Source organism: Bacteroides sp. 214 (assembly GCF_010501015.1).
Classification (GTDB): domain Bacteria; phylum Bacteroidota; class Bacteroidia; order Bacteroidales; family Bacteroidaceae; genus Bacteroides.
Genome location: NZ_QVML01000011.1, coordinates 35,754 through 56,283, shown reverse-complemented (window position 1 = coordinate 56,283; position 20,530 = coordinate 35,754). Strand labels below are relative to the sequence as shown.

The following is a 20,530-nucleotide window of genomic DNA, read 5'->3' as shown; positions in this document are numbered from 1 at the left end:
AATTACTCAGCAGTATTGTACAGTGAGGTAGACAAATAACGCTCTCCTCCGTCAGGAAGCAGTGCAACTATCAGCTTACCCTCATTTTCGGGGCGCATAGCCAATTGTGTCGCTGCATAAACTGCAGCTCCCGAAGAGATGCCAACAAGTAATCCCTCTCTTGTTGCAAGTTCACGACTTGTGCGAATGGCTTCATCACCGGGCACAGGCATTACTTCGTCCACTATTTCGGGATTATAATTAGCAGGAATGAAATTGGCCCCTATCCCTTGGATTTTGTGTGCGCCAGCTTTTCCTCCCGAAAGTAAAGGCGATTCGGCAGGCTCAACAGCAACAATTTTAACTTGTGGGTTGTGTGCTTTCAACGCTTTGCCCACACCGCTTACCGTTCCTCCTGTACCTACTCCAGCTACAAAAATGGCAACATTGCCATCTGTGTCTTCCCATATTTCTTCTCCGGTAGTACGCACGTGAGCATCAGGGTTGGCAGAATTGGTAAATTGCTGCAAAATAATGGAGTTCTTTATCTCTCTGTTTAGCTCATCGGCTTTGTTGAGCGCTCCTTTCATTCCTTCGGCGCCGGGAGTAAGTACAAGCTCGGCACCGTATGCTTTAAGGAGTGTTCTACGTTCTACACTCATACTCTCGGGCATAACCAAGATTAGGCGATAGCCCTTAGTGGCGCATACCAACGCTAAGCCTATTCCAGTATTGCCGCTGGTAGGTTCTATAATTGTTGAACCGGGAGTAAGCAACCCTTTGGATTCGGCATTTTCTACCATTGCCAATGCAATGCGGTCCTTCACACTTCCTGCGGGGTTAAAGTATTCGAGTTTGGCTACTAACGTAGCTTTCAGATTTCTACTTTTCGCATAGTTCTTTAGCTCCAATAGGGGAGTACGACCAATGAGGTCAGTCAGAGTGTTTGCTATTTTTTTCATAACAATAATAAGAGGGTATTAGGAAGAATAGGTCATAAACCACCGCGTAATCTTTTCGCTGTAGCTTTTTGATATGGGAATGTCGGGTACGCCACCTATGCTAAACTCCAGATAGATTCCGTCGTTTTGCCTACGAATAACCTTTACCAGCGCAAAATTGGCCATGTACGAACGGTGACAACGAAGAACGGTCGAGTTTCGCATCCTTTCTTCAATAGACTTCAACGAGTTGCGAAGCATAAACTTGGTAAGATGATCCTTGTTCATGTACCAAATATTGACGTAGTTATCGGCAGTCTCAATATAGAGCAAATTGTTTTTATGAACAGAAAGACGCAGCTCATTCCGTTCGTCGTAAAAAGAGTAAACGTTATTCTGGCTACCTGCATCTCCTCTTTCTCCTTCCATTTGCTGTAACTTCAGCAGGTTGTCTCTATATAAAAAATATAGGTGCAACGCCGAATAAGGGAGCAATAACACTAACGCCGTATTGATAGATGAGCTTTTGAAAACAGACAACCATTCGCGCTCCGGGTTTAGCGACAATGTATAGATTGTATAGAAGAGAGACATGGAAAAAAGTTCCAATACAATCCATATCACATATTGACGAACGTTTATAGTATGTCGTTTCCCCCAGTAGTACATAATAATTCTACTAATTACCACAACAAGAACACCTGTGAGTATAATAAGACTGGAGAAAACAAAGAATTTAAAATCGGATACAGGATACCAATTCGAAGACTCAAAAGGTTTATAGAGATTGATAAACACCAAGGCGAATAAAGCGGTTAAAAGGATAAGTCGAACTATTACCCTTTTCTCCAAAATAAAGTTAGGTATCTTTTGATTCCACATACTGCCTCTTTAGACTAAATTCGTGACAAATATAACATTATTACCATTTACTTTCGTCCCTGAATACGTTTTTTTACCCCTAAATAGCACTTTTCGCCCCTTCTTTGGGGTGAGTAAACCATAAATTTGACAAAATAACTTTTACCGCTTTAATTTGTATCATAATTAAGAAAAAATACCCCGGAGCCTGTTTACTTGCACATTTTCAGTTTAAAACGTCTTTTAACCTAAACCGGACGGAGGTTCCGGGAATATTTTTTCTTATTCCTTTCCTCTCCTTTCCCCTCTTTTCACTACATTTGTCTAGAAGCTTTTTTGAATTAGCTTGTTCTTTTATTCTGTGGAATTTTAAACAGCTTCTATATACAATTAAAAATAGACCATTATGTTCTCAAAAGAAACGTACGTACAACGTAGATCCGCGTTAAAAAAATCCGTAGGGTCGGGGGTTTTATTGTTTTTAGGCAATGATGAAACAGGTTTGAACTATGCCGATAATAATTTTCGTTATCGACAAGATTCCACCTTTCTTTATTACTTCGGGTTATCATTTGCCGGATTATCTGCTGTTATCGACATAGACGAAGATAGAGAAATCATCTTTGGCGATGAGCTTACCATTGACAGCATTGTATGGATGGGTGCACAACCCACGCTAAAAGAGAAAGCAGAACGAGTAGGTATTATTCAAACGCTTCCTTCCGCTTCGCTGACCGATTATTTGAGTAAAGCCATAAAGAGTGGTCAGGAAATTCATTATCTTCCTCCATATCGTTCGGAGCATAACATAAAATTGATGGAATGGCTCAACTTACCTATTGCGGCGCAGAATGGTTCAATTCCGTTTATTAAAGCGGTTGTGAATCAGCGTAACTACAAATCTGCCGAAGAAATTGTAGAAATAGAGAAGGCTTGTAACATTACTGCAGATATGCATATTGCCGCTATGAAAGCTATACGCCCAGGCATGAAAGAGTACGAAATAGCCGGTTTGATGGAAAGCATTTCGTTGACGCTTGGTGGAAATCTTTCGTTCCCTACTATTGCTACCATTAATGGACAAACACTGCATAATCACTATCACGGAAATACGATAAAATCGGGCGATTTGTTCCTGATAGACGCCGGAGCCGAAACCGAAATGGGGTATGCGGGCGATATGTCTTCTACCATTCCTGCCGACAAAACATTTACATCACGTCAACGCGCGATTTACGAAATACAGAACCGGATGCATGTTGAAGCAGTAAAAGCGCTTCGTCCGGGTGTAACGTTCGAAAGTGTTTACGATTTATCGGCCAAGATTATGGTTGAGAGCCTGAAAGAAATAGGATTAATGAAGGGAAATGTCGAAGAAGCTGTTCGCGAAGGGGCACATGCTATGTTCTATCCGCATGGATTGGGACACATGATGGGACTCGACGTACATGATATGGAGAATCTGGGCGAGGTATGGGTAGGTTATGATGGTCGCCCGAAGAGCACACAGTTTGGCCGGAAATCGCTCCGATTGGCAAGAATGCTCGAACCGGGATTTGTACTTACCATTGAACCGGGCATCTATTTCATTCCCGAGCTGATTGATAAGTGGAAAGGCGAACATAAGTTTACCAACTTTATCAATTATGACTTATTGGAAACATACAAGGACTTCGGTGGTATTCGTAATGAGGAAGATTACCTGATTACGAGCGATGGCGCCCGTCGGTTGGGTAAGAAAATACCGCTAACACCAGAGGAGGTGGAGGCTTTGCGATAAAAAAATCGTTTGTCATGCAGTAATTCCCTTTTTCTTTCATTTTCATAATAAAACCTAATAAACAATACGTTTTTGCAGGTTGCCTTGTGAACTAAAAAACAATCAAAATTGTTTAATAAGCACTATACCAAACCTTAGTATTAGCTACATAGAAACAATAACTATTATGAAAAAAGGAATTGCGCTTTTATTCTTTTGTGTACTTTATCCCTGCATAATTATAGCAGTGATACTTATGGGGTTCAGAAAAGAGGCTTTGCACAAGAGATTCTTGTTTTGAGAAGAAAAAATAAGCCTAAACCCACCTTAACGAAGAAAGGCGACTCGGTAATGGAGTCGCCTTTTCTGTTTTCATCAGTACTGTGTTTTTGTTCTTCTTTGCCTATTTTTTGCCAGTGCGTTGGCAAGCTTTTGCCAACGCGGTGTCACAGTCTTGCCAACGCATTGGCACAACTTAGCCAACGCACTGGCAAACATTTGCTGATGCAGTGGCAAAATAAGAACTAAGCCTAGCTCCTTTAACAAAAAAGCGACTCCGTAATGGAGCCGCTTTTGCTTATTTATCTCAAAATGTCTATTTGATTACAATTGAGGACCTGAAGGAATCAAGTTAGCTCCTTCTGGAAGATATTGCTCGAAGTTCTTGATGTAACGTCCGGCAAGGTCTTTCGCTTTAGCTTCCCACTCAGCTTTGTCAGCATAAGTGTCGCGTGGGTCAAGGATACCTTCGTCTACATTGTTCAGCGCTTTAGGAGCAACCAAGTTCATGATAGGAATATTGATTGTTTCCGCTTTTTCGATTGAACCATCAATGATAGCATCAATGATAGCACGTGTATTCTTCAACGAAATACGTTTTCCTGTTCCGTTCCAACCAGTATTTACCAAGTATGCTTTAGCACCATGTTCTTTCATTTTGCCTACCAATGTCTTAGCATACATTGTTGGGTGCAGCGTCAAGAATGCTTCACCAAATGCAGGAGAGAATGAAGGTACGGGTTCTGTGATACCACGTTCTGTACCAGCCAATTTAGAAGTATAACCGCAAAGGAAGTGATATTGAGCCGAGTTTTCATCTAAGATAGAAACCGGAGGCAATACACCGAATGCGTCAGCAGAAAGGTAAACGATCTTGCTTGCGTGGCCAGCTTTAGAAGGAAGTACAATCTTGTTGATGTGATAGATTGGGTAAGAAACGCGGGTGTTTTCTGTTTTTGAAGCCTCTTTCGAGAAGTCGGGAGTTCCGTCAGCATTTACAGTAACGTTTTCCAATAGAGCATCACGACGAATTGCACGCCAAATGTCTGGTTCTTGTGCTGCACTCAGGTCGATAACCTTAGCATAGCAACCACCTTCGTAGTTAAATACTCCGTGGTCGTCCCATCCATGTTCGTCATCACCAATCAGGTAACGTTTTGGGTCGGCCGAAAGAGTTGTTTTGCCTGTTCCCGAAAGACCGAAGAATACAGCTACATCGCCTTCTTCGCCTACGTTTGCCGAGCAGTGCATAGAAGCAATGCCTTTCAATGGCAAGTAGAAGTTCTGCATAGAGAACATACCTTTCTTCATTTCACCACCGTACCAAGTACCGCCAATAACTTGTACTCTCTCTGCAAGGTTGAAGATAACATATACTTCAGAGTTCAAGCCTTGTTCTTTCCACTTGTCGTTAGTAGTCTTAGAGGCGTTGAGTACTACGAAATCGGGTTCACCGTAGTTGTTCAATTCGTAGTGAGAAGGACGAATAAACATGTTGGTAACAAAGTGTGCTTGCCATGCTACTTCCATGATGAAGCGAACCTTCATGCGAGTATCTTCGTTTGTTCCGCAGAATGTATCTACTACATACAGTTTTTTGGCAGTATTAAGTTGTTTCAGCGTCAATGATTTGCAGTAATCCCAAACTTCTTCGTTTACTGGTTTATTGATGTTACCATCCCACCAGATTTGTTCCGAAGCAGCGTTCTTAACAATGTAACGGTCTTTAGGAGAGCGACCTGTAAATTTGCCGGTATCAACAGAAACCGCACCGGTTTTAGTCAATGTACCTTTTTCAAATCCTTCGTTTGCAGGATCCATCTCAGCTTGAAAAAGCTGCTCGTAAGAAGGGTTGTGAACAACTTCAATGTTGCCACTAATACCATACTTGCTTAAATCTAAATTTCCCATCTTTTAACAATTAATGATTGAGTTTTTATTACTATATTCTCTTTTTTTACCTTATTATTACCGGGCTACCAAAAGCGCCCTAGTAAACCGGATACAAAAGTAGCGTTTTATCTTTGAAACAAAAGTCTGATTATGGATATTTTTCTTTAATGAAAGACGATTTATGTTTAGATAACAATATCTGCAAAGTGAATGTTGCAAAATCGAATATAATTTGTTCCTTTGTAACACTTTACCCCTGAACTTAAAGAACAAAATGTTATGAGAATAATTAATTTGTCGGATACAAACTCGGTATTAAATCAATATATCGCCGAAATCAGAGACGTTAATATACAGGGCGATCGCCTTCGTTTCCGTCGCAATATTGAACGGATAGGGGAGATTATGGCCTATGAAATAAGCAAAACATTTCAATACGAGACGCGAGATATTCAGACTCCGCTTGGTGTTGCACCTACCCGGTTGTCGGATGCTAAGTTAGTACTAAGTACTATTCTCCGGGCAGGTGTTCCTTTCCATCAGGGATTTCTTTCTTATTTTGACTATGCCGAGAATGCTTTTGTTTCGGCATACCGTAAATATAAGGACACGCTGAAGTTTGATATTCATATTGAATATATCGCTTCGCCTCGCATAGATAATAAAATACTGATTATTACCGATCCTATGTTAGCCACGGGTGGTTCTATGGAACTTACCTATCAGGCTATGCTTACCAAAGGGCAACCGGCAGAGATTCATGTGGCAGCAGTTATTGCCAGCGAACAGGCGGTAAAGCATATTGCTACTGTTTTCCCCGAAGATAAAACCACTATTTGGTGTGCTGCTATCGACCCTATGATAGATGACCATTCGTATATTGTGCCTGGCCTTGGAGATGCAGGCGACTTGGCGTACGGAGAGAAGGAATAGGCGTTGGCGAAATTAATTCTGCCATAGTCTGACGCACCATCTGCCTATGGCTGACGGGTCATGAGCCTATGGTTGACAGGTCATGAGCCATAGGCTGACGGGAGATGAAACTATGGCTGACAAAACACACTTTTAAGCAATTGTCTTTTTTCTGACTGGTTTTTGCTTCACTTCTGACTGGTTTTCGACCTGTTTCTCAGTGTTTTCTTGGTACAAAAACAGTCGGAAAATTGCCTGTGAAGACCCTGTGAAGGATAAAAGAGGGGGTCTTCACACATAACTAACTCACTATCATAAACTTACAGCGATTTGTGAATGTGAAGACCTATTTCGTAGAACGGCATTTGGAGGGTATATGAAGCTATTGGGTTAAGAAATATGTATTCGAATAAGATTATACATCAGCCTAATTATCCTCCTGCATAATTTCCTTTGCCCTTTCTAGTGCCTTATTTATATTGGGGCAAATATTTTCTTCTCCCATCAACTGATAGAAACCAGAATTCTCCAACGCCTCGTGTACTGCTTGGTTTACACCCGAAAGTACAATGGTTATTTTTTCCTTTCTTGAGGTCTTGATTAAGTTTGTAAGATTATGAATACCGGTAGAATCGATAAATGGTACGCGTCGCATACGAATGATGCGTACAGCAGGTCTGTCTCCTAAAAGTATCATCTGTTCCTCGAATCTATTGGCGATGCCAAAGAAGTAAGGACCGTTAATTTCGTACACCTCCACGCCTTTAGGAATTTGTAGATTCTCATCCTTGTTAATATCCATATCGAGTTCCTCGCTGGGATTGATTTCATCTTTCAGTACAGATATTTCGGTGGTTTCGGTAACGCGACGCATAAAGAGCAGACAGGCAATAACCAAGCCTATTTCAATGGCAATGGTCAGGTCAAAGATAACCGTAAGTAAGAATGTAGTGAGCAACACCGCTACATCCGACTTGGGGTTACGTAGTAACGCTTTGAATGTACGCCACTCACTCATATTATAGGATACAATAACAAGTACACCCGCCAGACAAGCCATGGGGATGTATTGTGCCAACGGCATCAGGAAGAGAAGGATTAATAAAAGCACTATTGCATGTATGATTCCGGCAACGGGAGTCTTTCCACCGTTATTGATGTTTGTCATTGTACGGGCTATTGCGCCGGTAGCCGGTATGCCACCAAATAGCGGCGCAATAATATTCGCTGCACCTTGTGCCAGAAGCTCGGTGTTGGAGTTGTGTTTATCGCCAATCATACCGTCGGCAACAGTTGCCGAGAGCAGGGATTCAATAGCACCCAGTATAGCAATGGTAAGAGCGGCAGGAAATAGTCCGCGAATAGTTTCCCAGTCCATCGCGGGGACTTCTACCGCAGGAAGCTCTGATTGGATAGTAAAGCGATCGCCAATGGTATCAATCACAGTGATGCCTGCAAAGGTTTTCAGTAAGTAAACCACTACTGTCATCAGTACAATGGCAATGAGCGATCCGGGTATTTTCTTAAAGAGTTTGGACGAATAAACAATAACCAGAATGCTGGTGATACTTACCACTGTGTTCCACCAATTAATGGTATCGAAATGACGGAAATAAAGTATCCATTTGCCAACGAAATCGCCAGGAACGGTTTCGCCGCCAAAGTTCAACCCGAATATATCGGCAATCTGTGTGGTAAAGATAGTCAGTGCGATACCGCTGGTAAAGCCTACAATGATAGGGTAGGGAATAAATTTAATGATAGCTCCCAGTTTGAAGAGACCTAACAACAGTAGCATAACTCCGGCAATGATAGTAGCAATAATCAGTCCCGTTTCGCCATACTGTTGCACAATGCCGTAGACGATAACAATAAACGCACCCGTAGGGCCACCTATCTGCACCTTGCTACCTCCCAGAAAAGAGATAATAAAGCCGGCAACAATAGCAGTGATGATTCCTCTCTCGGGCGATACACCCGAAGCAATACCAAAGGCGATAGCTAATGGAAGTGCTACAATTCCTACAATAACGCCCGCCATGAGGTCGGACATAAATGTTTCCTTAGAGTAGTTCTTAAGCGTAGAAAACAACCTGGGCTTGAACGCAAAGACTTTTTGTGTATCCATCTCAATACGTATAACTGTTTAAAACTGAGTGCAAACTTAGGTAAAAAAGAAACACAAAGTATGCTAAACGCAATCTCTTTTTGTCCTTATAGATAAAATCTATTTTGCTAATAAACTTTATTAATTAAAAAAAAGAGTTGTTCTGCTGAGCAATTTATACCTTTGTTTTGTTATTAGGAAGTGGAACTACTAATTATAAGAAAATATATAACTAATTATTAACTCAAAAAACGTATAAAATTATGGCTACTATCAAAGGAACCCAGACCGAGAAGAATTTATTAACCTCATTTGCCGGCGAGTCTCAGGCAAGAATGCGCTATACTTATTTTGCTAGTGTAGCAAAGAAAGAAGGATTTGAACAAATTGCCGCTATCTTTACCGAAACTGCCGATCAGGAAAAAGAACATGCAAAACGTATGTTTAAGTATCTGGAAGGTGGTATGGTAGAAATTACAGCTACATATCCTGCAGGTGTTATCGGCACTACTGCCGAGAACTTAAAAGCAGCAGCTGCTGGCGAACACGAAGAATGGAATCTGGATTACCCTCACTTTGCCGATGTAGCAGAGCAAGAAGGATTTAAAGATATTGCTGCTATGTACCGCAACATTGCAAAAGCAGAAAAGGGACACGAAGATAGATACCTTACTCTCTTGAAGAATGTAGAAGAGAATCGTGTATTTGCGAAAGAAGAGAAAGTAGTATGGCAATGTCGTAACTGTGGATTTATGCATGAAGGTAAAGAAGCTCCACAAACTTGTCCCGCTTGCTTACACCCACAAGCTCATTTCGAAGAAATGAAAACGAACTACTAATAATAAGACCGGTTATAAAAAACCTTAACAAAAAGGGAAGTGCTCTGACAAGTACTTCCCTTTTTTTACTACTCAACCAATGCAAAATCCAGTTGCTTCCGCTCCAGATTTGCTTTGGCTGTTTTTATTTTTATAGCATCGCCGAGACTATAAATTCCATGTTTGCGACGACCACGTAAACAATAGTTTTTCTCATCAAACTCGTAGTAATCATCGTCAAGGTCGCGAATAGGTATCATTCCCTCGCACTTATTCTCGTTAATTTCCACATAAATTCCCCATTCGGTAACACCCGAAATAACGCCATCATACACTTGTCCTATTTTGTCCATCATGAACTCTACCTGTTTGTACTTGATAGAGGCGCGCTCGGCATTGGCTGCAATTTGTTCCATGTTGGAACTGTGGTCACATAAATCTTCGTATTTTGCCTCCGACACACTTCGTCCGCCATCAAGATATCGCGTTAACAGGCGGTGTACCATCATGTCGGGGTAACGACGGATAGGCGAAGTGAAGTGTGTATAGTAGTCGAATGCAAGTCCATAATGACCCATGTTGTGTGTAGAATAAATAGCTTTCTGCATGGCACGGATAGAAACTGTTTCGATTAAATTCTCCTCTTTCTTTCCTTGAATATCGTCGAGCAAATGGTTGATAGATTTGGATACATCGGTCTTGCTGCCACTGGTGCGCAGTTTGTAGCCAAAACGAGCGATGAATTGTGCAAGGTTGTCCAATTTATCAGGGTCGGGCAAATCGTGAATACGATAGGGAAATACTTTTGGTTTTTGGCTTTTGGGTACTTTGCCTATCTTTTCGGCAACGGTTTTGTTGGCAAGCAACATGAATTCCTCTATTAGTTTATTGGCATCTTTGGATACTTTGAAGTAGACTCCAAGTGGTTTCCCTGTATCATCAATATCGAATTTTACCTCGTAACGGTCAAAATTAATAGCACCGTTGGCGAAGCGCTTTTCGCGGAGTGCTTTGGCAATCGTGTCGAGTATCAACACTTCTTCTTTATAATCACCTTTGCCGGTTTCTATAATCTCTTGCGCTTCTTCGTAAGTAAACCGTCGGTCGGATTTAATCACAGTATGCTTGATGCGATAATCCTTTATCACGCCTTTGTCTGTTATATCGAAAATAACAGAATAGGTTAGCTTTTCTTCGTTGGGGCGCAAAGAGCATATAAAGTTGGAAAGTCGTTCGGGGAGCATCGGGATAGTACGATCTACTAAATAAACCGATGTGGCACGCTTTTCGCCTTCCTTATCAATGATGCCACCCTCTTTTACATAGTGCGTTACATCGGCAATGTGTACACCTACTTCCCACAACCCTTCTTTCAGTTTGCGTACTGAGAGTGCGTCATCAAAATCTTTAGCATCTTTGGGGTCTATAGTAAAGGTTGTTACCTCACGGAAGTCTTCGCGTTTGGCAATTTCTTCTTCTGAAATAACATCAGATAGTTTTTCGGCAGCGGCTTCTACGGCTTTAGGATAGATATAAGGCAATCCAAATTCTGCAAGAATGGCGTGCATCTCGGTGGTATTATCACCTGCTTTCCCTAAAATATCAATAACCTGTCCGATGGGATTCTTGGCACGGTCGGGCCATTCTATTACTTTAACCAATGCTTTATCGCCGGTAACTCCTCCTTTAAGTTTCTCGCGTGGAATAAAAATATCATTGGCAAGCGTACGGTTTTCGGTTACAAGGAAGGCATACGATTTGGTAACCTCCAGCGTACCCACAAAAGTATCGTTGGCACGTTCCAATATTTCTACTACCTCACCCTCGGGCTCGCGCTGCTTGCGTTTAGCGAAGAAAATAACCCGTACTTTATCGTTGTTCATGGCATGGGCAGAATTGCGTTCGGCTATGAAGATAGGGTCGCCACCCTCTTCGGGAACAAAGAAATTCTTACCGTTGCTTTTGCGGTGGAAAATACCAATGAGTTCTTTCCCTTGTGTATTCAACTTAAATTTATGCTTATCTACTTCAGTAAGATACCCATCCATGGTCAAATCGCTAAGAATATCCACACAAAGCATTTTGAGCGGATGCGTAGTGAGACGTAAAGCTAAGAAGATAGTCTTCAAACTGAATACATTATTGGGTTCGGTCTGAAAGAAGTGTATCACAATCTCCGCCAGTTGCTTTTTTGTCATGCGTTTACCGGCTTTCTTTTCTTTCTTTTTTGCCATATTATTGTTCTGTTTTAGTATATTGTTGGGATAAGTTTTCGTAACTTTTTGCGAATATAGGGAATTAATAAACTTTCTTATCTATATTTGCAAACATATTACGCAAGGTTTTTGTTCTTGCCTCTTGGCAAAAGAATAACCAAACTAATAACTAAGGTACATGGCAGCGAGTATATTGGTAACAGGAGCCAGTGGTTTCATTGGTAGCTTTATTGTCCAAGAAGCATTGAAACGGAAGTTTGGTGTATGGGCAGGCGTACGACCTACTTCGAGTAGGGACTATCTGCAAGCACGCAAAATACACTTCCTCGAGCTTGACTTTGCACATCCCAATGAACTACGAGCACAGTTATCCGGTCATAAAGGAACATATAGCAAGTTTGACTATATAGTTCACTGTGCCGGGTTGACTAAGACCACCAATAAATCTGATTTCGACAAAGTAAACTTCCTACAAACCAAATACTTTATTGAAACGCTGAAAGAACTGAATATGGTTCCAAAGCAGTTTATCTTCCTTAGTTCACTAAGTGTATTCGGTCCTATTCATGAAAAGGATTACACCTCTATTCGCGAATACGACATACCTAATCCCAATACTCTTTACGGTATCAGTAAACTGAAAGCAGAGTTGTATATACAGAGTCTTGCTGGTTTTCCTTATGTAATTTATCGTCCTACAGGGGTTTATGGGCCACGCGATAAGGATTACTACCTGATGGCAAAAAGTATCAAGAATCATTTTGACTTCTCGGTAGGCTACAAACAACAAGACATCACTTTTATATATGTGAAGGATTTAGTTGACGCGATCTTTGCCGGCATTGAAAAAGATGTTGTAAGGCGTGCCTATTTTGTAGCCGAAGAAAACGTTTACCAGAGCAGCTCTTTTTCTGAATTGATAAGGAAAGAGTTGGGTAATCCATTTGTGTTTCATATAAAAGCACCTTTATTCGTATTAAAAATTATATCTTTGCTCGCCGAAACCGCGTCTCGGCTTACAGGAAAGAGTAGCACACTCAACGCGGACAAGTATAACATATTAAAACAACGGAACTGGCGGTGCGATACCTCCCCTATTGAAAAAGAGTTAGGTTTTAAACCTACTTACTCACTAGCTGAAGGGGTAAAAGAAACCATTGCCTGGTACAAAGAACAAGGATGGCTTTAGATTTATTTAAAAAGGTAGAATCAAGAAAAGGATTATTTGCCGTAGAAAAGATTTCTCTGATTTACAACTTACTTACCACAATCATTATGTTGTTCCTCTTTACGGAGATGGATCATCCGTGGCTCATGTTGCGTGACAGGATTGCTATTGCTTGCATGACGTTTTTGTTGATGTATGTGTATCGTTTAGCACCTTGTAAGTTTTCTGCTTTTGTGCGCATCGCTATCCAGATGGCACTTCTCTCGTACTGGTATCCCGATACATTTGAATTCAACCGTGTGCTTCCTAATCTCGACCATGTGTTTGCTACGTGGGAACAAAGTCTTTTCGGCTGCCAACCTGCCGTGTTATTCTCGCAATATCTACCTCAAATATGGGTTAGCGAACCGCTTAACATGGGTTACTTCTTTTACTATCCAATGATTTTATTGGTGACAATGTATTACTTCGTTTATCATTTTGAGTGGTTTGAGAAGTTGTCGTTTGTCTTAGTAGCAGCATTCTTTATATATTACTTCGTTTATATATTCGTGCCATGTGCAGGTCCTCAGTTCTATTTCCCGGTAATTGGCAGTGAGAATGTTGATCTTGGAATTTTCCCCTCTATTGGCGACTACTTTAACCAGAATAGTGAGGTGCTTCTTGCGCCCGATTACGAACAAGGATTCTTTTATAATCTAGTAAAAGCCTCACAACAGGTAGGTGAGCGTCCTACAGCTGCTTTCCCCAGCTCGCATGTAGGTATCTCTACGATATTGATGATTATGGCTTGGCGTGCCAACAAGAAATTGTTTTGGTCTTTGTTTGTGTTCTACATCTTCCTTTGTCTGGCTACTGTGTATATCCAAGCACACTACCTGATTGACTCAATTGTAGGATTCTTTTCGGCGTTTGGACTTTATGTACTGGTAACGAAAATGTTTAAGAAGTGGTTTGCCGTACCCATGTTTAAGTCAATGGAGTAGTAGCTACCATATCTTCTATCCGGGCAAATATTTCAAATAATTCCTCCACCGATTCTGTGCGTAGCATAGCGATACGTGTTTCACGGAAGTTGGGTATACCCTTAAATAGCGGTGTAGCAGCCAAGTGGCGACGAATATGAATAATACCTCTGCGTTCGTCCAGCCGTTCCACGCTGCTTAACACCTCCTCGCGGAGTACTTGCATTTTCCAGGCAAAGGAGAGTGGTGGAAGTTCTTCGCCTGTCTCTAGATAGTGTTTTATTTCTTTGAATATCCACGGGCGACCAATACTGCCTCTCCCTACCATGATAGCATCTACACCATAACGGTCGAAACATTCTTTGGCACGCTGTGGAGTAGTTACATCACCATTGCCAATGATGGGAATGTGCATGCGGGGGTTGTTCTTTACTTCGCCAATGAGTGTCCAGTCGGCTTCGCCGGTATACATTTGCGCGCGGGTTCTGCCATGAATAGCTAAGGCAGCAATACCACAATCTTGTAGTTGTTCGGCAAGTTCAACGATGATTTTACTGTCTACATCCCAACCAAGGCGGGTTTTTACTGTAACGGGTATCTTTACTGCATCAACAACAGCCTTGGTTATTTCGAGCATTTGAGGAATATTACGCAACATACCCGCTCCTGCCCCCTTACCTGCCACTTTTTTTACCGGGCAGCCAAAGTTGATGTCTAGAATATCAGGCCGTGCTTCTTCTACGATTTTAGCGGCACCTACCATGGCTTCGGTTTCTTTGCCGTATATTTGGATAGCCACGGGGCGTTCTTCATCGCTAATCGTTAGCTTCTGCTTGGTTTTGTTTACTTCGCGAATCAGTGCGTCGCTCGAAACAAATTCCGTATAGACCATGTCGGCACCAAAACGTTTACACATCAGGCGAAATGCGGGGTCTGTTACATCCTCCATAGGAGCTAGAAGGATGGGGTATTTGCCAAGGTCAATTGTATCTATTTTCATTCACGAATTGCAATTATTGCCCGCAAAGATACTACATACGCACTAAAAAGCTACCTTTGCAGGTAATAATTAAAGAATTATGATACAGGATTTTGAAATCATGGCACCCGTAGGCTCTCGTGAGTCACTGGCTACTGCCATACAAGGAGGGGCCGACTCTATCTATTTCGGGATAGAAAATTTGAATATGCGTGCACGCTCATCCAACAGTTTTACCATAAACGATCTTAAAGAGATTGCGGAAGTGTGCAAGAAAAACGGACTCAAGAGTTATCTTACCATCAATACAATCATCTATGACGGTGATTTATCCTTGATGCGGACAATTATTGATGCTGCTAAGAAAGCGGACATATCGGCTATCATTGCTGCCGATGTAGCGGTCATGAATTACGCCCGTGAAATAGGACAGGAGGTACACCTCTCTACCCAACTAAATATATCTAATATTGAAGCACTGAAGTTTTATGCACAATTTGCCGATGTAGTAGTGTTGGCTCGTGAACTTAACCTCGACCAAGTAGCCGAAATCTACCAACAGATAAAAGAACAGAATATTTGTGGCCCCAATGGAGAATTAATACGTATTGAAATGTTCTGTCATGGAGCACTTTGCATGGCGGTATCGGGTAAGTGTTATTTGTCGCTGCACGAAATGGACAGTTCGGCAAATCGCGGTGCTTGTATGCAGGTTTGTCGCCGTGGTTATATTGTGAAGGATAAGGAAACAGATGTGGAGTTGGAAATAGATAATCAATACATCATGTCGCCCAAAGACTTGAAGACCATCCATTTCATGAATAAAATGATCGATGCCGGTGTGCGGGTGTTCAAGATAGAAGGACGTGCTCGCGGTCCTGAATATGTTCGTACTGTATGCGAGTGTTATAAAGAAGCTATACTAGCTTGTTTGGAAGGAACCTTCACAGATGAGAAGATTGCTGCGTGGGACGAACGACTTAAGAAGGTTTTCAATCGTGGTTTCTGGGATGGATATTACTTGGGGCAGCGACTGGGCGAATGGAGTAAAAACTATGGTTCGGAAGCTACAGAACGCAAAGTCTATGTTGGTAAAGGAATAAAATACTTCAGTAATATAGGCGTGGCTGAGTTCCTTGTTGAGGCTGCCGAGCTTTCTGTTGGAGACAAACTGTTGATAACAGGACCAACTACCGGTGCCGTTTTTGCCACACTCGACGAAGCACGTGTAGATCTAAAACCGGTAGAAACCGTACATAAGGGCGAACGCTTCTCCATGAAACTGGAAGATAAGATACGTCCAAGTGATAAGCTTTTTAAATTGGTGGATGTAAACCAACAAAAGAACAAATCTAATGAGTAAATATATATACGAACTAACGATGAAGGTACGCGATTACGAATGTGATCTGCAAGGCGTTGTAAACAATGCAAACTACCAACATTATGCGGAACATACCCGTCATGAGTTCCTTCTTTCAAAAGGTGTAAGCTTTGCAAAGTTGCACGAGCAGGGGGTTGACCCCGTTGTTGCACGTATCAACATGGCTTTCAAAGCTTCTCTGAAGAGTGGCGACGAGTTTGTTTCCAAGCTTTATGTAAAAAAAGAAGGTATTAAGTATGTGTTTTACCAAGATATTTTCCGCAAAGAAGATAATAAACTCGCGCTGAAAGCAATAGTCGAAACGGTGTGTGTTATCAATGGAAAACTATGTCACAGCGAATTATTCGACACCGTATTTGCACCTTACCTATTTTAAATGAATTCTGAAGAGACTATCTATTCTATTGCCCTGACACAAGTTCCGGGCATTGGAGCAATCTGGGCAAGAAACTTGATGAATGCCGCCGGCTCTGCCAAAGAGGTATTCTTGCGACGCAAAGAACTTCCTACCTTATTAAAAGGAATAACTCCCCGTGTGATAGAGGCTTTGAACTCTCCCGAAGCCATTGAACGCGCTGAACGCGAGTATGCTTTTGTGGAGAAAAACAATATTAAGTGCCTTACTATCCAAGATGACGACTATCCGTTGAGACTGCGCGAATGCGAAGATGCTCCTGTTGTGTTATTCTTCAAAGGGAATACAAATCTGAACAACCTGCGAATTATTAACATGGTAGGTACAAGAAATGCAAGTGAATATGGTAAATCGCTCTGCTTTCAGTTCCTCAAAGAGCTGAAGGAGCTATCGCCCGAAGTGCTTGTGGTGAGCGGATTGGCCTATGGAATTGATATACATGCACATCGTGCAGCATTAGATAATAGCCTCTCTACCGTTGGTGTACTGGCACATGGGTTAGACCGTATTTATCCGTCTGCACACAGAAAGACTGCTGTTGAAATGGTAACATCAGGTGGTTTGCTTACCGAATTTCTGACAGGAACCACGCCCGACCGTTATAATTTTGTTAGCCGCAACCGTATTGTTGCAGGAATGAGCGATGCTACTATTGTAGTAGAATCTGCCATAAAAGGTGGGTCGTTGATTACTGCCGACCTCGCGAATGGTTACAATCGCGAATGTTTTGCTTTTCCGGGTAGAGCTTCTGATGAATTTTCGAAAGGGTGCAACCAATTGATTAGAGACAACAAGGCGCACCTCATTCAATCGGCAAAAGATTTCGTTGGATTGATGGGGTGGGAAAGTAACGCTTCACAAAATAAATCAAAAAATATTCAACGGACACTCTTCCACGACCTATCAGAGAATGAGCAACAAGTGGTAGATGTTTTGATAAAAATGGGCGAAACCCAAATCAACAACCTTGTTGTGGAAACCAACATCCCTATCCATAAGATGAATGCACTACTCTTTGAACTAGAGATGAGGGGCATTATCAAGGTGTTGGCAGGCGGAGTATATAAACTACTGGCGTAATACAACAAAGAATCCCCCAAGTCAATAAACCTGAGGGATTCTTATCTTTATAGCACTATAAAATTAATCTTTCAGTTTCGCTGCGATAAAGTGACGGTTTAAGCGCGCGATGTGACTGATTGAAATGTTCTTAGGACATTCGGCTTCGCAAGCGCGGGTGTTGGTGCAGTTACCAAACCCAAGCTCATCCATCTTAGAAAGCATTGCTTTTGCACGGCGGCTTGCTTCAATCTTTCCTTGCGGAAGTAAGTTGAGTTGGCTAACCTTTGCCGAAACAAATAACATTGCCGAACCATTCTTACAAGCAGCAGCACAAGCACCGCAGCCAATACATGAGGCGGCATCCATTGCCTCATCCGCCACTTCCTTAGAAATAAGAATTGCATTGGCATCTTGAGGAGCACCTGTGTTCACACTTACGTATCCACCGGCTTGCATAATCTTGTCATAAGCCGTGCGGTCTACCATTAAGTCTCTGATAACAGGAAAACCTGCCGAACGCCAAGGCTCAACGGTGATGGTTTCTCCATCTTTGAAACGGCGAATGTATATTTGGCAGGTAGTTGCTCCTGTACCCGGTCCGTGTGGACGTCCGTTAATGTACAAAGAACACATTCCGCAAATACCCTCGCGGCAATCATGGTCGAACACAATCGGTTCTTTTCCTTCGTTGATCAGGTTTTCGTTCAATATATCAAGTGCTTCCAGGAATGATGTATCGCCCGGAATATCTTTCATTTGGTATGTTTCAAATGCTCCTTTAGCTTTTGGTCCTTTTTGACGCCATACCTTCAGCGTGAAACTTATTATTTTTTCCATTTCCTTTATGCTTTGTAGTTACGGGTTTGAACCTGCACAAATTGATAATTCAGGTCTTCCTTAATTAATTCAGGTTTTGAGTCTTCGCCGGTATACTTCCAACAAGCTACATACGAGTAGTTGGCATCGTCACGAAGGGCTTCTCCTTCGGGAGTTTGATATTCTTCGCGGAAGTGTCCACCACAAGACTCATTACGATTGATACCATCCAATGCCATCAACATGCCCACTTCTATAAAGTCGTCGAGACGCAGTGCTTTTTCAAGTTCAATATTCAATTCGTCTATATCGCCCGGGATGCGAACATCACTCCAGAACTCTTTTTTGATTTTTTGAATCTCAACCAAGGCTTTTTCCAAACCTTCTTTGGTACGACCCATACCTACTAATTCCCACATTACAAGACCTAGTTTCTTATGGATAGAGTCTACCGAGTGCTTACCGTTAATTGCTTTCAGCTTCTTCATCTTATCCACGATTGCTTTTTCGGCTTCCTTAAACTCTGGAAGGTCAATAGAGAAACGTGGAACCTGAATCTGATCGGACAAGTAATTTTGTATGGTATACGGAAGCACGAAGTATCCGTCTGCCAGTCCTTGCATCAATGCCGATGCGCCAAGACGATTTGCTCCATGATCGGAGAAGTTAGCTTCGCCAATGGCAAATAAACCGGGAATTGAAGTCATCAATTCATAGTCTACCCAAATACCACCCATGGTATAGTGAATGGCAGGGAATATCATCATTGGAGTATGGTATGGATTATCGTCGGTGATTTCTTCGTACATATCAAAAAGATTACCGTAACGGTCGCGTACCACGTCTTCTCCCAAACGTTCGATAGCATATTTGAAGTCAAGATACACAGCAAGACCAGTATTGTTTACCCCAAAACCAGCGTCACAACGTTCTTTGGCAGCGCGCGAAGCTACGTCGCGAGGAACCAAGTTACCGAATGCCGGATAACGACGTTCGAGATAGAAGTCGCGATCTTCGTCGGGTATTTCAGTCGGTTTAAGCTTACCTGCTTGCAATGCTTTGGCATCTTCAATCTTCTTTGGCACCCAGATACGTCCATCGTTACGAAGCGACTCGGACATCAGCGTCAACTTTGATTGTTTGTCGCCATGTACAGGAACACAGGTTGGGTGAATCTGTGCAAAAGCAGGGTTAGCAAAGTAAGCACCCTTTTTGTAGCATTGAATAGCAGCCGATCCATTGGAACCCATTGCGTTTGTAGAGAGGAAGAAAGCGTTTCCGTATCCGCCTGTACCGATAACAACAGCGTGTGCAGAGAAACGTTCAATTTTTCCGTTAACCAAGTTGCGTGCGATGATACCGCGAGCGCGACCGTCAATAACAACGAGGTCCAACATTTCATAGCGGGTAAACAATTTTACGTTGCCTTGATGTACTTGGCGGCTTAATGCCGAGTAAGCACCCAATAGCAACTGTTGTCCTGTTTGACCACGAGCATAGAATGTGCGCGATACTTGCGCACCACCGAATGAACGGTTGTCGAGAGTGCCACCATAATCGCGGGCAAAAGGTACTCCTTGCGCCACACATTGGTCAATGATAGCGTTTGACACTTCGGCAAGGCGATATACGTTTGCCTCACGAGCACGATAGTCACCACCTTTAATTGTATCGTAGAAAAGACGGTACACAGAGTCGCCGTCGTTTTGATAATTCTTTGCAGCATTGATACCTCCTTGCGCAGCAATAGAGTGTGCGCGACGCGGAGAATCCTGAATGCAGAAGTTGAAAACCTTAAATCCCATTTCGCCAAGCGAAGCAGCAGCCGAAGCACCGGCTAAGCCTGTACCCACTACAATAATATCCAATCGGCGTTTATTGGCAGGGTTTACTAATTTTTGATGAGCTTTATAGTTACTCCATTTTTCGGTCAATTGACCTTCGGGAATTTTTGAATCTATCTTAGTCATAATGTA

At 42.2% G+C, this 20,530-nt stretch carries 16 protein-coding genes; 8 read left to right on the top strand and 8 right to left on the bottom strand.

What is annotated here, in order from left to right; genetic code table 11:
* Window positions 1–2 precede the first annotated feature (2 nt).
* Both cysK and D0T50_RS09125 read right to left on the bottom strand, forming a co-directional pair.
* Entirely contained in the window at window positions 3–941 is a 939-nt protein-coding gene (gene cysK, locus D0T50_RS09130; RefSeq protein ID WP_163223219.1) for a cysteine synthase A, read from the bottom strand.
* 18 nt (window positions 942–959) lie between these two features.
* Window positions 960–1,802 (bottom strand): LytTR family transcriptional regulator DNA-binding domain-containing protein, encoded by an 843-nt coding sequence (locus D0T50_RS09125; RefSeq protein WP_163223218.1) that lies wholly within the window; start codon window positions 1,800–1,802, stop codon window positions 960–962.
* 385 nt (window positions 1,803–2,187) lie between these two features.
* Here D0T50_RS09125 and D0T50_RS09120 point away from each other — a divergent pair, with 385 nt between their 5' ends.
* Complete coding sequence (locus D0T50_RS09120; protein ID WP_163223217.1) at window positions 2,188–3,561, top strand: aminopeptidase P family protein; 1,374 nt, start codon at window positions 2,188–2,190, stop codon at window positions 3,559–3,561.
* A 582-nt stretch (window positions 3,562–4,143) separates the two neighbouring features.
* Here the strand turns inward: D0T50_RS09120 and pckA are convergent.
* Complete coding sequence (pckA, locus tag D0T50_RS09115; protein ID WP_163223216.1) at window positions 4,144–5,730, bottom strand: phosphoenolpyruvate carboxykinase (ATP); 1,587 nt, start codon at window positions 5,728–5,730, stop codon at window positions 4,144–4,146.
* A 261-nt stretch (window positions 5,731–5,991) separates the two neighbouring features.
* Here pckA and upp point away from each other — a divergent pair, with 261 nt between their 5' ends.
* Window positions 5,992–6,645: a uracil phosphoribosyltransferase gene (upp, locus tag D0T50_RS09110; protein WP_163223215.1), complete on the top strand. Its 654-nt coding sequence runs from the start codon at window positions 5,992–5,994 to the stop codon at window positions 6,643–6,645.
* Between the two features lie 406 nt (window positions 6,646–7,051).
* Here the strand turns inward: upp and D0T50_RS09105 are convergent, their stop codons facing one another.
* Complete coding sequence (locus D0T50_RS09105; RefSeq protein WP_163223214.1) at window positions 7,052–8,752, bottom strand: SulP family inorganic anion transporter; 1,701 nt, start codon at window positions 8,750–8,752, stop codon at window positions 7,052–7,054.
* Between the two features lie 239 nt (window positions 8,753–8,991).
* Between D0T50_RS09105 and rbr the strand changes: the two genes are divergently transcribed.
* Entirely contained in the window at window positions 8,992–9,570 is a 579-nt protein-coding gene (gene rbr / locus D0T50_RS09100; protein ID WP_163223244.1) for a rubrerythrin, read from the top strand.
* A gap of 68 nt (window positions 9,571–9,638) precedes the next feature.
* On the opposite strand, the gene rnr is transcribed toward rbr, so the two are convergent.
* Window positions 9,639–11,783, bottom strand: a complete 2,145-nt coding sequence (gene rnr, locus D0T50_RS09095; RefSeq protein ID WP_163223213.1) for a ribonuclease R — start codon at window positions 11,781–11,783, stop codon at window positions 9,639–9,641.
* 160 nt (window positions 11,784–11,943) lie between these two features.
* On the opposite strand from rnr, the gene D0T50_RS09090 reads away from it, so the two are divergent.
* On the top strand, window positions 11,944–12,954 hold the full coding sequence (locus D0T50_RS09090) for an NAD(P)-dependent oxidoreductase (RefSeq protein ID WP_163223212.1): 1,011 nt from the start codon (window positions 11,944–11,946) through the stop codon (window positions 12,952–12,954).
* On the top strand, window positions 12,945–13,919 hold the full coding sequence (locus D0T50_RS09085) for a phosphatase PAP2 family protein (protein ID WP_163223211.1): 975 nt from the start codon (window positions 12,945–12,947) through the stop codon (window positions 13,917–13,919). The genes D0T50_RS09090 and D0T50_RS09085 overlap by 10 nt, the downstream gene beginning before the upstream one ends.
* Here D0T50_RS09085 and dusB read toward each other — a convergent pair.
* Window positions 13,903–14,898: a tRNA dihydrouridine synthase DusB gene (gene dusB / locus D0T50_RS09080; RefSeq protein WP_163223210.1), complete on the bottom strand. Its 996-nt coding sequence runs from the start codon at window positions 14,896–14,898 to the stop codon at window positions 13,903–13,905. The two genes, D0T50_RS09085 and dusB, sit on opposite strands and share 17 nt — an antisense overlap.
* Window positions 14,899–14,977: 79 nt before the next feature.
* Between dusB and D0T50_RS09075 the strand changes: the two genes are divergently transcribed.
* The 3 genes from D0T50_RS09075 to dprA are packed head-to-tail and all read left to right on the top strand — an operon-like array spanning window position 14,978 to window position 17,756.
* Window positions 14,978–16,240 (top strand): peptidase U32 family protein, encoded by a 1,263-nt coding sequence (locus D0T50_RS09075; protein WP_203558218.1) that lies wholly within the window; start codon window positions 14,978–14,980, stop codon window positions 16,238–16,240.
* Window positions 16,233–16,637, top strand: a complete 405-nt coding sequence (locus tag D0T50_RS09070) for a thioesterase family protein (RefSeq protein ID WP_163223209.1) — start codon at window positions 16,233–16,235, stop codon at window positions 16,635–16,637. Before D0T50_RS09075 ends, D0T50_RS09070 begins: the two co-directional genes overlap by 8 nt.
* Entirely contained in the window at window positions 16,638–17,756 is a 1,119-nt protein-coding gene (dprA, locus tag D0T50_RS09065; RefSeq protein WP_163223208.1) for a DNA-processing protein DprA, read from the top strand. It begins immediately after the preceding gene.
* Window positions 17,757–17,819: 63 nt separating this feature from the next.
* Here dprA and D0T50_RS09060 read toward each other — a convergent pair whose 3' ends face one another.
* Window positions 17,820–18,575 carry a succinate dehydrogenase/fumarate reductase iron-sulfur subunit gene (locus D0T50_RS09060; protein WP_163223207.1) on the bottom strand — a complete coding sequence of 252 codons (756 nt, stop codon included), beginning with the start codon at window positions 18,573–18,575 and terminating at the stop codon, window positions 17,820–17,822.
* 5 nt (window positions 18,576–18,580) lie between these two features.
* On the bottom strand, window positions 18,581–20,524 hold the full coding sequence (locus D0T50_RS09055) for a fumarate reductase/succinate dehydrogenase flavoprotein subunit (RefSeq protein WP_163223206.1): 1,944 nt from the start codon (window positions 20,522–20,524) through the stop codon (window positions 18,581–18,583).
* Window positions 20,525–20,530 lie beyond the last annotated feature (6 nt).

Bases quoted from the DNA above. Each gene is read 5' to 3' on its own strand.
- pckA (WP_163223216.1), bottom strand. From the start codon at position 5,730: ATGGGAAATTTAGATTTAAGCAAGTATGGTATTAGTGGCAACATTGAA.
- D0T50_RS09055 (WP_163223206.1), bottom strand. From the start codon at position 20,524: ATGACTAAGATAGATTCAAAAATTCCCGAAGGTCAATTGACCGAAAAA.
- dprA (WP_163223208.1), top strand. From the start codon at position 16,638: ATGAATTCTGAAGAGACTATCTATTCTATTGCCCTGACACAAGTTCCG.
- D0T50_RS09075 (WP_203558218.1), top strand. From the start codon at position 14,978: ATGATACAGGATTTTGAAATCATGGCACCCGTAGGCTCTCGTGAGTCA.
- rnr (WP_163223213.1), bottom strand. From the start codon at position 11,783: ATGGCAAAAAAGAAAGAAAAGAAAGCCGGTAAACGCATGACAAAAAAG.
- D0T50_RS09085 (WP_163223211.1), top strand. From the start codon at position 12,945: ATGGCTTTAGATTTATTTAAAAAGGTAGAATCAAGAAAAGGATTATTT.
- D0T50_RS09070 (WP_163223209.1), top strand. From the start codon at position 16,233: ATGAGTAAATATATATACGAACTAACGATGAAGGTACGCGATTACGAA.
- D0T50_RS09090 (WP_163223212.1), top strand. From the start codon at position 11,944: ATGGCAGCGAGTATATTGGTAACAGGAGCCAGTGGTTTCATTGGTAGC.
- cysK (WP_163223219.1), bottom strand. From the start codon at position 941: ATGAAAAAAATAGCAAACACTCTGACTGACCTCATTGGTCGTACTCCC.
- D0T50_RS09120 (WP_163223217.1), top strand. From the start codon at position 2,188: ATGTTCTCAAAAGAAACGTACGTACAACGTAGATCCGCGTTAAAAAAA.
- dusB (WP_163223210.1), bottom strand. From the start codon at position 14,898: ATGAAAATAGATACAATTGACCTTGGCAAATACCCCATCCTTCTAGCT.
- upp (WP_163223215.1), top strand. From the start codon at position 5,992: ATGAGAATAATTAATTTGTCGGATACAAACTCGGTATTAAATCAATAT.
- D0T50_RS09105 (WP_163223214.1), bottom strand. From the start codon at position 8,752: ATGGATACACAAAAAGTCTTTGCGTTCAAGCCCAGGTTGTTTTCTACG.
- D0T50_RS09060 (WP_163223207.1), bottom strand. From the start codon at position 18,575: ATGGAAAAAATAATAAGTTTCACGCTGAAGGTATGGCGTCAAAAAGGA.
- D0T50_RS09125 (WP_163223218.1), bottom strand. From the start codon at position 1,802: ATGTGGAATCAAAAGATACCTAACTTTATTTTGGAGAAAAGGGTAATA.